The organism is Bacillus sp. MAG717A (genome assembly GCF_036884855.1).
In the GTDB taxonomy this organism is placed as follows: Bacteria; Bacillota; Bacilli; order Bacillales; family Bacillaceae; genus Bacillus; species Bacillus safensis.
In genome coordinates this window covers 3,604,811-3,617,279 of the sequence record NZ_CP145733.1, presented here as the reverse complement: position 1 = coordinate 3,617,279, position 12,469 = coordinate 3,604,811, and the positions used below count along the sequence as shown (strand labels likewise).

Below are 12,469 nucleotides of genomic sequence, written 5' to 3'. Positions count from 1 at the left end.
ATGGTATAATTTTGAGGTAATAGTGTCTGCTATTACCTTTTTCATTTTATTAATATGAAAGAATTGGGTGTTTTAACATGATACGCAGTATGACGGGATTCGGCCAAGCGAGTAAAACGGATGGAGAACTGACAGTGTCAGTTGAGCTAAAATCGGTCAATCACCGTTTTAAAGAGGTTCATGCCCGTTTGCCGAGGCCGCTTTTATATTTCGAAGATACATTAAAAAAGATCATTCTTCGTCACGTGCAGCGCGGTAGGATTGAGCTGTTTGTCACGATTGAAGGCGGTAAACTAGCAAGCCGGTCCTTACAGATCGACTGGCCGCTGCTTGATGAATACATGAAAGCCGCAAAAGACCTCGAAGAACGCTATCACATTTCAGGCATTCAGCATGCACATGACTTACTGGGGCTGGAGCTTGCCGTTCAGGTGGAAGAGTCAGCCAGCCGAAATGAACAGCTAGAGCAGCTGCTGATGGAAGCTTGCGAGGCTGCTGTCAAGGAGCTTTGCTTCATGAGAGAGCAAGAGGGAGCATCACTAAAAAAAGACTGTGAACTGAGGCTTTCTGAACTAGAGGCCTATACAGAAGAAATCAAAGTCTTTGCACCAGAGGTTGTGAGTCAGTACAAAGAACGATTGAATCAGCGATTGCAAGAATGGATCGGAGAGGCGCTTGACGAGAGCAGACTGACTACAGAGGCTGCCATCTTTGCTGACCGGTGTGACATTACAGAAGAGATTACGAGATTAAAAAGTCATTTTCAGCAGTTTCAGCAAATCTTGCTGCAAGGCGGTGCTGCCGGCCGAAAACTTGACTTCCTTGTACAGGAGCTCAACCGTGAAGTGAACACCATTGGATCAAAAGCAAACCATCACCATTTAACAAAGCTGGTGGTGGAAATGAAAAGTGCTATTGAAAAAATAAAAGAACAAGTGCAAAATATAGAATAGTCATTGTGTATGCTGTTTACAGTGCGTCTCTTTCGGCGAGACTAGAGACGTTTATATTACAGGGGGACGAAAGAAGATGACCATAAAGTTGATCAATATCGGATTTGGAAACATCATTTCAGCGAATCGGATGATTTCGATCGTCAGTCCGGAATCAGCACCGATTAAACGAATGATACAAGACGCAAGAGATCGAGGCATGCTCATAGATGCTACATACGGAAGAAGAACCCGTGCTGTTGTCATTATGGACAGTGACCATGTCATCTTATCTGCCGTTCAGCCTGAGACTGTCGCGCAAAGACTTTCTGTAAAAGAAGAAATCATAGATGAAGGGCAGGGGTAATACGCCATTATGAAAGAAAGAGGACTTTTAATCGTTCTCTCTGGACCTTCGGGAGTTGGAAAAGGAACGGTCAGACAAGCCATTTTCTCCCAGGAAGATACGAAATTTGAATACTCTATTTCTGTGACGACACGCAAACCGCGTGAAGGTGAAAGAAATGGTGTCGATTATTTCTTTAAAACCAGGGAAGAATTTGAACATATGATTGAAAACAAAAAGCTGTTAGAATGGGCAGAGTACGTCGGGAATTACTACGGCACGCCTGTTGACTATGTAGAACAGACATTAAGCGAAGGAAAAGATGTTTTCCTTGAAATTGAAGTGCAAGGTGCACTTCAAGTAAGAGAAGCATTCCCGGAAGGTCTATTTATTTTCCTTGCACCGCCTAGTCTTTCAGAACTTCAAAACCGTATCATTACACGCGGTACAGAATCTGAAGAGCTCATTCGAAACCGAATGGCCGCTGCGAAAGAAGAAATTGAAATGATGGATGCTTACGATTATGTCGTTGAAAACGATGATGTCGAGCTTGCTTGTGAAAGAATCAAAGCGATCGTCCTTGCCGAACATCTGCGCAGAGACAGAGTCGCACCAAGATATAAAAAAATGCTGGGGGTAGAATAAACCATGTTAGATCCTTCAATTGACTCATTGATGAACAAACTTGATTCAAAATATACACTTGTAACAGTGTCTGCACGCCGTGCACGTGAAATGCAGATCCACCAAGATCAGCAAATTGAAAACACAAAGTCTTACAAATTCGTAGGCAAAGCACTAGAAGAAATCGACGCTGGTCTTTTGACATTTGAAAAAGAGGATCAAGAATAACACATCGCTTCTGCTATGCAGATACGATACGTTCAAAAAAGTCAAAACTATGATTGGTTTTGACTTTTTTGAATTGTAGACGAATTTGTGAAAAAGGCCGTTAAGGGGGACAAACAAATGTTACAGTCAAAAAATATTTTGCTCGGTGTCAGCGGAGGAATCGCCGTATATAAAGCAGCAGCACTTACTAGTAAACTTGTACAAGCAGGCGCAAATGTCAGAGTGATTATGACGGAATCTGCTCGTGAGTTTGTGTCTCCGCTTACCTTCCAAGCACTGTCTCGGCATGAGGTATATGTGGATACATTCAAAGAAAACAATCCAAAAGTCATTGCGCATATTGACGTAGCTGACTGGGCCGATCTCATTCTTGTTGCCCCTGCAACAGCACATACAATTGGTAAAATGGCCGCTGGACTTGCAGATGATATGCTCACGACGACTTTGCTTGCTTCAACAGCACCTGTATGGATCGCACCAGCGATGAATGTGCATATGTACGATCACCCGGCTGTGAAACGGAACATTCGCACATTATATGAAGACGGGTACCGGTTTATTGAGCCAAGTGAAGGTTATTTAGCCTGCGGGTACATTGGAAAAGGGCGATTAGAAGAGCCTGAAAAAATTGTAGAACACATCCGTGCTTTTTTTGAAGAGCCAAAAAGCTTACCGCTCTCAGGAAAAAAAGTCGTCGTGACAGCAGGCCCTACACGTGAAGTCATCGACCCTGTCCGGTTCTTTACAAACCGTTCTAGTGGAAAAATGGGCTATGCGATTGCAGAGGCTGCTCAGCAAATGGGGGCAGATGTTACGCTGATTTCTGGACCTGTTTCTTTAACTGAACCTGACCATGTACATGTAGTGCACGTTGAATCAGCTGAGGAGATGTATCGAGCTGCGCTAGATGTATACGGAGAAGCTGATCTTGTCATTAAATCAGCAGCTGTTGCCGATTACACCCCTGTCACGACATATGCTCATAAAATGAAAAAACAGGACGGCGCTCTGGACATTGAATTCACTCGGACAAAAGATATTTTAAAAGAGCTGGGGAAAAGAAAAGAGCATCAAGTGCTGGTCGGTTTTGCAGCTGAAACGCAGGATGTAGAATATTATGCGAAAAAGAAAATTGAATCAAAGCATCTAGATATGATTGTCGCCAATAACGTCACAAAAGAGGGTGCCGGCTTTGGTACAGATACCAATGTGGCAGCGATGATCAAAGCAGATGGTACAAAAAAAGAGCTGCCGATGATGAGCAAAAAAGACCTCGCTTTTGAAATTTTAAAGGAGGCAATACAGCTGCTTCCAGAAGAGCGTGATCGAGCATGATTGCTGAAGTCATCGTAGATGTCACAACGAAAGCCATTGACCGGCCATTTGATTACCGTGTACCAGATCGGTTCAAAGATCTCGTCAAAGCGGGAATGAGGGTGGTCGTTCCCTTTGGCCCGAGGAAGATTCAAGGGTTTGTGACAAAAGTCAAAGATGAAACAGACATCAAGACAGGAAACATCAAAGAGATTGTCGATTTATTTGATTTATCACCTGTTCTGACAGATGAGCTATTGGAGCTTTCCCACTGGCTGACGGAAAAAACATTGTCCTATCATATCACGGCACTTCAATCGATGCTGCCCGCAGCCATGAAGGCAAAGTATGAAAAAGAAATTCAGGTGCTTTCAGAGGAAGAACTTCCGCAGTCATTGAAAGAGCTTTTCGGTCAGCGAGAAAGCATTCTTTATGCTGACATCCCGGCTGAACAATTAAAACAGATTCAAAAGCATGTCCAAAAAGGTCATCTAGAGGTGAGATACCATGTTTCGCAAAAATCTGGAAAGAAAAAGGTCCGCATGCTCCAGATGGCTGTATCGAAAGAAAAACTTGCAGAAAAACACCAGCAGCTAAAGAAAAATGCGGTGAAACAAAAAGCACTGATCTCCTATCTGCTTGAAGCGGGAGAGATAACCTTTTTAGCGAAAGACTTGCAGCAGCAAACAGGCGCAAGTTCTCAAACGCTTAAAACCTTTATTCAAGAAGGGCTGTTAACAGAAAGCTATGAAGAGGTCTATCGAGACCCTTATCGTGACAGGGAGTTTACACCATCAGCTTCACTTGATCTCACGCCAGAGCAAAGAGAGGCGGCCAAGCATATTCATCAAGCAGTGAGTGATGATCAGCACGAAACCTTTCTTTTGCACGGGGTGACAGGAAGCGGCAAAACGGAGATTTACTTGCAGACAATCGATCATGTTCTTCAAAAAGGAAAAGAAGCGATCGTTTTAGTTCCTGAAATCTCGTTAACCCCTCAAATGGTGCAGCGATTTAAAGAACGATTTGGCTCAAATGTGGCCGTTCTTCACAGCGGCTTATCGACAGGAGAAAAATATGATGAATGGCGGAAAATCCATCGCAAGGAAGTCAAGCTTGTCGTTGGCGCAAGGTCTGCTGTTTTCGCTCCATTTGAAAATCTAGGCATGATTATTATAGATGAAGAGCACGAATCCTCTTATAAACAAGAAGAAATGCCTCGTTACCATGCCAAGGATGTCGCCATTGAACGAGCAGTGCGGCATCAATGTCCAGTCGTATTAGGCAGTGCAACACCTTCACTTGAAACCTATGCACGTGCGAAAAAAGGCGTTTATACATTGCTGTCGCTAAAACACCGCATCAACCAGCAGCAGCTGCCGCACGTTTCGTTAATTGATATGAGAGAAGAACTAAGAAACGGCAACCGCTCCATGTTTTCAGAGGAATTGATGCTCAGGTTAAAGGAAGTGCTTGAAAGAAAAGAACAAGCCGTTTTATTTCTGAACAAAAGAGGCTATTCATCCTTCGTCATGTGCCGTGATTGCGGATATGTAGAGCAATGTCCTCATTGCGAAATTTCTCTTACCTATCACCGCTATCAAAAACGGCTGAAGTGCCATTATTGTGGTCACGAAGCACCAGTACCTGCTGAATGTCCAGAATGCCACAGTGAGCATATTCGCTATTTTGGTACGGGAACGCAGCGTGTAGAAGAAGAGCTGACAAAGGTATTGCCTGAGGCGCGTGTGATCCGAATGGATGTGGATACAACGTCTCGTAAAGGTGCTCACGAAAAGCTTCTTACCTCTTTTGGCAATAAAGAGGCGGACATTTTGCTCGGGACGCAAATGATTGCAAAGGGACTGGATTTCCCAGATGTCACACTTGTTGGTGTTCTTAGTGCGGATACATCTCTTCACATCCCTGATTTCCGTTCAAGCGAAAAAACATTTCAGCTTCTCACACAGGTCAGCGGCAGGGCAGGGCGCCATGAAAAAGCGGGCTCGGTCATTATTCAATCGTATACGCCTTCTCACTATAGTATTGAATTAACGAAGCAGCATGACTACGAAGCCTTTTATGAACAGGAGATGCTGCATCGCCGCCACCAGTCCTATCCGCCGTATTACTTTTTGGCGATGGTGACAGTGTCACATGAGGAAGTGACGAAGGCAGCACATGTGACTGATCAAATTGTTCAGTTCCTAAAAATAAATTGTGCACCGAATACGCGAATCCTTGGTCCGGCTGCATCACCAATCGCTAAGATCAAAGATAGATATCGCTATCAATGCGTGATAAAATACAAAAGGGAAAATGAACTGGCAAGTTTACTACGGAAAATACAAGACCATTATCAAAAGGAAATGGAACAAAAACAATTGATGATTTCAATAGATATGAATCCATATATGATGATGTAAAACGGAGGGCTATAAGTGGCAGTAAAACCAATAGTCATACATCCGGCAGAAGTGCTTGAACAAAAGACAGAGCGTGTTGATACGTTCGATAAAAAGCTTAAAAAACTGCTGGATGATATGTATGATACAATGCTTGAGCTGGATGGAGTTGGACTAGCAGCACCACAAATCGGTGTTTCAAAAAGAATCGCTGTTGTAGATATCGGAGAAGAATCTGGCAGAATTGACTTAGTGAACCCCGAGGTGCTTGAAGTAGAAGGAAGCCAGACAGATATTGAAGGCTGCCTGAGCTTTCCATCTTTATACGGCACTGTAGAGAGACCGAACTATGTGAAGGTAAAAGCCTATGATAAGAAAGGCAAACCATTTACAATAGAAGCAGACGGATTTTTAGCAAGAGCTTTATTGCACGAAATTGATCATTTAGACGGCATTTTATTTACGTCAAAAATCATTGAAACCTATACAGAAAAAGAACTTGCGGAAATGGAAGGGTGAAGAAAATGGCACGTATCGTATTTATGGGAACCCCTGATTTCTCAGTACCTGTGCTGCAAACACTAATAACAGAAGGATACGAAGTGGTAGGGGTCGTCACGCAGCCAGACCGCCCGAAAGGAAGAAAGCGAGTGCTCACACCGCCTCCTGTGAAAGTGGAAGCCTTAAAACACGGCATTCCTGTGTTGCAGCCTGAAAAGGTACGCCTAGATGAAGAAATTGATAAAGTGCTTGCATTACAGCCGGATTTAATCGTCACAGCGGCATTTGGACAAATTCTACCTAAACGGTTACTCGATGAACCTAAGTTTGGCTGTATCAATGTTCATGCCTCGCTCCTGCCAGAACTAAGAGGCGGCGCGCCGATACATTATGCGATCCTTCAAGGCAAAAAGAAAACAGGCGTTACGATCATGTACATGGTGGAAAGACTTGATGCAGGTGACATGATCAGTAAAGTAGAAGTGGAAATCGATGAATTAGACAATGTTGGAACACTGCATGACAAATTAAGTACAGCTGGTGCCGCACTGCTAAAAGATACGGTGCCAAATGTTCTGAGCGGGTCTATTTCTCCGATTCCGCAAAATGAAGAAGCCGCCACATACGCACCAAATATTAAGCGGGAGCAAGAAAGATTAGACTGGACAAAAACCGGTGAAGAGCTTTACAACCAAGTTCGCGGGCTAAATCCATGGCCAGTTGCCTATACTGAATGGAACGGCGCTCATCTAAAAGTATGGGAAGCGAAAAAGGTTCCGCTGCAAGCGCAAGAAGAATCTGGGAAAGTGATTGAGCTTCAAAAAGAAGGTCCGGTCATTGGAACGGGGAATAAGCAAGGCCTCTTGTTAACAGGTGTGCAGCCGGCTGGTAAGAAAAAAATGAGCGGCGAAGACTTCTTAAGAGGCGCAAATATTGAAATTGGACAGAAATTAGGGTTAATGAATGAAGAAAAGTAATGTGAGAGAAGTAGCGCTGGACGCTTTAATCAAACTCGAACAAAATCAAGCTTACAGTAATTTGCTTTTGCAGTCAGTCATGAAAGATAAAGACTTAGCTGATCAGGACAAACCGCTGTTAACAGAGCTTGTGTATGGTACACTGCAAAATAAATTGGCATTAGATTATATGCTTGCGCCCTTTGTGAAAAAACCGCAAAAGGTCGCTCCATGGGTGATGCAGCTTTTACGGATGTCTCTTTATCAAATGGTGTACCTTGAAAAAATACCAGATCGTGCAGCCATTCATGAAGCTGTCGAGCTAACGAAAAAGCGCGGGCACAAAGGCATTTCTTCACTTGTGAACGGTGTTCTTCGTTCCGTACAAAGAGAAGGCGTTCCGTCATTTGATGCGATCAAAGATCCAGTAAAACGGCTGTCCATTGAGACAAGCCACCCATTATGGCTTGTGCAGGAATGGGTTCAGGCGTACGGATTTGAAGCGGCAGAAAACATGTGCCGCATTCATTTAGTCCCGCCAAAGCAAACCCTTCGCGTCAATCGAATGAAAACTGACCGCACGGCACTGCAGCAAAAGCTAATGGATGCAGGCATCGAAACGGAGCTTGGCGACTTATCTGAAGATGCACTTAAGCTCATGAAAGGGTCCATCGTCTCAACCCCTTCTTTTCAAGAAGGCTATGTTACGATACAAGACGAAAGCTCTATGCTTGTTGCAAGAGCGCTTGACCCTCAGCCAGGAGAAACGGTGCTTGACGCCTGTGCGGCTCCTGGCGGAAAATCAACACATATTGCAGAACGTATGAATGATGAGGGGAAAATTGTTTCACTTGATTTACATGAACATAAAGTGAAACTCATCAAACAAGCAGCAAAACGTCTGAACCTTACTCAGATTGAGGCAAAAGCACTTGATGCAAGGAAAGCAGCAGACTATTACAGCGAAGCTTCGTTTGACCGCATTCTCATTGATGCGCCGTGTTCCGGTTTTGGCGTCATTAGACGAAAACCAGATATGAAATATACAAAGTCACAAGAAGACTCAGCAAGGCTTGCAGCTATCCAGCAGGCCATTTTAAAGGAAGCGGCCCCGCTTTTAAAACCGGGCGGAACCCTTGTATACAGTACATGTACAATGGATCCAACAGAAAATCAACAAGTGATTCATGCGTTTTTACAAGAACACCAAGACTTCGAACCCGATCTATCTCTTAATGAACGGCTGCCTGAGCAGGTTGCTCCGTTTGTTCAAAACGGAAGTGTACAAATTCTTCCTCATTATTTCGGAACAGATGGTTTCTTTATTTGCAGCATGAGAAAGAAGGGATAAAAAATGACAGAACAAAAAGTAAGAAAAGAACTGAAGACAGAAATGCCGTCGATTTACTCATTTGAGCTTCACGAAATGAAAGAATGGTTAAAAGAACAAGGCGAAAAGCCTTTCCGCGCAGCTCAAATTTTCGAGTGGCTTTATGAGAAACGTGTGACATCCTTTGACGATATGTCTAACCTTTCAAAGGATTTAAGAGAAAAATTAAAAAATCAATTTGCGATCACCACATTAAAAACTGTCATCAAACAAACGTCTCAAGACGGAACGATCAAGTTTTTATTTGAATTACATGATGGCTATACCATTGAAACAGTGCTGATGCGCCACGAATACGGAAACTCTGTCTGTGTCACAACTCAGGTTGGCTGTAGAATTGGCTGTACATTCTGTGCATCTACACTTGGCGGGTTAAAACGAAACCTTGAAGCAGGAGAAATCGTTGCTCAAGTATTGAAAGTGCAGCAGGCACTTGACGAAACAGATGAGAGAGTCAGCTCGGTTGTCATCATGGGAATTGGCGAACCGTTTGATAACTTTGACGAAATGCTTGCCTTCCTTAAAATCATCAACCATGACAACGGCTTAAATATTGGCGCACGTCATATTACAGTGTCGACAAGCGGAATCATTCCAAAGATCTATCAATTCGCTGATGAGCAAATGCAAATCAATTTTGCTGTTTCCCTGCATGCACCGAACACAGAAATCAGAAGCCGTTTAATGCCGATCAATAAGGCATATAAGCTGCCGAAATTAATGGAAGCCATTGAATACTACATTCAAAAAACAGGAAGACGTGTCAGCTTTGAATACGGCCTGTTTGGCGGAGTAAATGATCAAGTTCATCATGCAGAAGAGCTTGCAGACTTATTAAAAGGAATCAAGTGCCACGTGAACCTCATTCCAGTGAACTATGTACCGGAAAGGGATTATGTAAGAACACCGAGAGAACAAATCTTCCTATTTGAAAAAACGCTGAAAGAACGCGGCGTAAACGTAACGATTAGACGAGAGCAAGGCCATGACATTGATGCTGCTTGCGGTCAGCTAAGAGCGAAGGAGCGTCAGGAAGAGACGAGGTGACGAATGTTGATAAGGGCAGCCTTTCAAACCGATACAGGAAAAGTCCGTCAGCATAATGAAGATGATGCAGGTATTTTTGAAGCAAAAGAAGACACCCTTCTAGCTGTTGTAGCAGATGGAATGGGAGGTCATCTTGCTGGTGATGTCGCCAGCAGGATGGCCGTCTCTTCTTTAAAAGAATACTGGGAAGAAACATCTTCAATCCCAGCAAAACCAGCAGAGCAAGAAAGCTGGTTAATCTCAAAAATTAGTGACATTAATGATCAAGTATATGAACATGCGAAAAACAATGAGGAGTGCCAAGGAATGGGGACGACCATTGTTTGTGCGCTTGTTCATTTGCAAACGGTCACAATTGCCCATATTGGAGACAGCCGCTGCTACTTGCTAAGAGAAGGAGCACTGACCCAGCTAACGGATGACCATTCACTTGTAAATGAGCTTGTGAAAACAGGTGAAATTTCTAAAGAGGATGCAGAATATCATCCAAGAAAAAATGTGCTCACGAAAGCACTAGGAACAGATAAACACGTTCAAATCGATGCACATACTTTTGAAGTGGACCCAGGAGATCAAATCCTGCTTTGCTCAGATGGTTTATCAAATAAAGTAGAAGAAGAGAATTTGATTGAAATTTTAACGCAAACGACCGCACCAGATGAAAAAGTAACAGCATTAATCCAAACAGCGAATGACAACGGCGGTGAAGATAACATTACAGCAGTATTGTTAGAAATCTCCTCCCAGCCAGAGGAGGGTGACAGCAAGTGTTGATCGGAAAACGGATCAGCGGCCGTTATCAGATTCTTCGCGTCATAGGCGGAGGCGGAATGGCAAACGTTTATTTGGCGGAGGATATGATTTTAGATCGCGAAGTCGCGATTAAAATTTTGCGCTTTGATTTTGCAAGCGATGATGATTTTATTAGACGTTTCCGGCGCGAGGCGCAATCAGCCGCAAGCTTAGATCATTCAAATATTGTCAGCATCTACGATGTAGGGGAAGAAGATGACATTTATTATATTGTCATGGAATATGTCGAGGGGATGACGCTAAAAGAATACATACACGCCAATGGCCCGCTTCATCCGAAAGAAGCCGTTCGCATTATGGAGCAAGTCGTTGCAGCGATGGAAGAAGCTCATGCGAAACAGATCGTCCACCGGGACATTAAGCCTCACAATATATTAATAGACAACATGGGTAATATTAAAGTGACTGATTTTGGGATTGCCATAGCACTCAGCTCAGCGACCATCACCCACACAAATTCGGTCCTAGGATCCGTGCACTATTTGTCTCCAGAACAAGCACGCGGAGGTCTTGCGACGAAAAAGTCAGACATCTATTCACTTGGCATTGTGCTCTATGAACTCATTTCTGGACGCATGCCATTTGAAGGAGAATCAGCTGTCAGTGTTGCGCTGAAGCATTTGCAATCAGAGCCGCCATCTGTGAGAAGGTGGAATCCTTCTGTTCCACAAAGCGTGGAAAACATCATTTTAAAGGCGATGGCCAAAGACCCATTTTATCGATATGAAGATGCATCTGAAATGCAAAAAGATTTACAAACTGCTTTCGACCCTTCAAGACTAAAAGAAAAACGCTTTGTGATTGAAGAAGATCATGAAGCAACGAAAGCGATCCCAATCATTCAAGATCATCAAGTCGATCAAGACAATGAAAAAACAGCTGTCCATCCAGTGAAAAAACCGAAGAAAAAAAAGGAACAAAAGCCGAAAAAGAAACGGAAAAAATGGCCTTGGATTGTAGCATCCATCCTATTTATTCTGACTGCTGCGACCATTTTAGCCATCACTGTGTTTCCGGGACTGCTTTTTCCAAAAGATGTTGAGGTCACTGATGTATCTGGCATGACGATTGATAAAGCCGAGGACACCTTGAAGAAAGCTGGCTTTACCGTCGACTCTGATCCAATTGAGATCGCAGATGAAAAAATTGAAAAAGGGCTTGTCGTCAAAACAGACCCGAAAATCGGCACAAAGGTAAAAGAAGGAACCGAAATTCAGCTTTACCAAAGTACGGGCAAGGAAAAAACCGAATTACCTGATGTAACAGGTGAAAAGGTCGATAAAGCAAAAGAATTATTAGAGAAAAAAGGGTTTAAGCAAGTTGTTGTGGAGGAAGTAAATGATAATGACACCGAATCTGGAATTGTCATGGAACAGAAACCTTCAGCGAGTACTGAGCTTGTGGCAGCAGATGAAGAAGTGACGTTGACGGTCAGCATAGGTCCTGCCGATATTACTTTGCGGGATTTAACGACATATAGTAAACAGGCTGCATCGAATTATTTAGAGGATAACGGATTAAAGCTTGATGAAAAAGAAGCGTATTCTGATGATGTGCCAAAAGGTGAAGTGATGAAACAGGAGCCAGGAGCTGGTACTGCTGTGAAACCAGGTGATACGGTTAAGATCACCTTCTCACTCGGACCGAAGAAAAAACCGGCTAAAACAGTGACTGAGAAGATTGCCATCCCGTATGAACCAGTAACAGAAGGGCAAGAGATGACCGTTCAGATTTCCATTGACGATGCTGAGCATAGCATTTCTGATTCATATGAAACCTTTAACATCACTGCACCAACTGAACGGACCATTAAATTTAAGATTGAACCAGGTCAAAAAGGATACTATCAAGTGACGGTTGATGATAAAGTCGTAAGCTCTAAAACAATCGAATACCCTGAAGATGAATAAAGG

Annotated in this window: 12 protein-coding genes; all 12 read left to right on the top strand. The window is 43.3% G+C overall.

From position 1 onward, the window contains the following. Positions 1-77: 77 nt before the first annotated feature. The 12 genes from V6Z54_RS18700 to pknB all read left to right on the top strand — a co-directional run bounded on the left by V6Z54_RS18700 (position 78) and on the right by pknB (position 12,466). The gene (locus V6Z54_RS18700) at positions 78-953 is read left to right on the top strand and encodes a YicC/YloC family endoribonuclease (RefSeq protein WP_073979480.1); all 876 of its coding nucleotides are present in this window, start codon (positions 78-80) and stop codon (positions 951-953) included. Between the two features lie 76 nt (positions 954-1,029). Further along, positions 1,030-1,299 (top strand): extracellular matrix/biofilm regulator RemA, encoded by a 270-nt coding sequence (gene remA, locus V6Z54_RS18695; RefSeq protein WP_008344898.1) that lies wholly within the window; start codon positions 1,030-1,032, stop codon positions 1,297-1,299. A 9-nt stretch (positions 1,300-1,308) separates the two neighbouring features. Further along, positions 1,309-1,923 carry a guanylate kinase gene (gene gmk / locus V6Z54_RS18690; protein WP_024424214.1) on the top strand — a complete coding sequence of 205 codons (615 nt, stop codon included), beginning with the start codon at positions 1,309-1,311 and terminating at the stop codon, positions 1,921-1,923. Positions 1,924-1,926: 3 nt separating this feature from the next. Continuing rightward, positions 1,927-2,130, top strand: coding sequence for a DNA-directed RNA polymerase subunit omega (gene rpoZ / locus V6Z54_RS18685; RefSeq protein WP_003211647.1), 204 nt, complete (start codon positions 1,927-1,929; stop codon positions 2,128-2,130). Positions 2,131-2,247: 117 nt separating this feature from the next. Then, positions 2,248-3,465: a bifunctional phosphopantothenoylcysteine decarboxylase/phosphopantothenate--cysteine ligase CoaBC gene (gene coaBC, locus V6Z54_RS18680; protein WP_041084889.1), complete on the top strand. Its 1,218-nt coding sequence runs from the start codon at positions 2,248-2,250 to the stop codon at positions 3,463-3,465. Then, positions 3,462-5,870, top strand: a complete 2,409-nt coding sequence (priA, locus tag V6Z54_RS18675) for a primosomal protein N' (protein ID WP_338527568.1) — start codon at positions 3,462-3,464, stop codon at positions 5,868-5,870. The genes coaBC and priA overlap by 4 nt, the downstream gene beginning before the upstream one ends. Before the next feature lie 15 nt (positions 5,871-5,885). Beyond that, the gene (def, locus tag V6Z54_RS18670) at positions 5,886-6,368 is read left to right on the top strand and encodes a peptide deformylase (protein WP_041084886.1); all 483 of its coding nucleotides are present in this window, start codon (positions 5,886-5,888) and stop codon (positions 6,366-6,368) included. A gap of 5 nt (positions 6,369-6,373) precedes the next feature. After that, positions 6,374-7,327 (top strand): methionyl-tRNA formyltransferase, encoded by a 954-nt coding sequence (gene fmt, locus V6Z54_RS18665; RefSeq protein WP_338527567.1) that lies wholly within the window; start codon positions 6,374-6,376, stop codon positions 7,325-7,327. Next, positions 7,314-8,657 (top strand): 16S rRNA (cytosine(967)-C(5))-methyltransferase RsmB, encoded by a 1,344-nt coding sequence (gene rsmB, locus V6Z54_RS18660; RefSeq protein ID WP_212039810.1) that lies wholly within the window; start codon positions 7,314-7,316, stop codon positions 8,655-8,657. Before fmt ends, rsmB begins: the two co-directional genes overlap by 14 nt. A gap of 3 nt (positions 8,658-8,660) precedes the next feature. Then, the gene (gene rlmN / locus V6Z54_RS18655; RefSeq protein ID WP_024424208.1) at positions 8,661-9,743 is read left to right on the top strand and encodes a 23S rRNA (adenine(2503)-C(2))-methyltransferase RlmN; all 1,083 of its coding nucleotides are present in this window, start codon (positions 8,661-8,663) and stop codon (positions 9,741-9,743) included. Between the two features lie 3 nt (positions 9,744-9,746). Beyond that, a complete protein-coding gene (locus V6Z54_RS18650) occupies positions 9,747-10,517 on the top strand; it encodes a Stp1/IreP family PP2C-type Ser/Thr phosphatase (protein WP_041084883.1) in 771 nt (256 codons plus the stop codon). Beyond that, positions 10,511-12,466, top strand: a complete 1,956-nt coding sequence (pknB, locus tag V6Z54_RS18645) for a Stk1 family PASTA domain-containing Ser/Thr kinase (RefSeq protein ID WP_073979483.1) — start codon at positions 10,511-10,513, stop codon at positions 12,464-12,466. Before V6Z54_RS18650 ends, pknB begins: the two co-directional genes overlap by 7 nt. Positions 12,467-12,469: the final 3 nt, after the last annotated feature.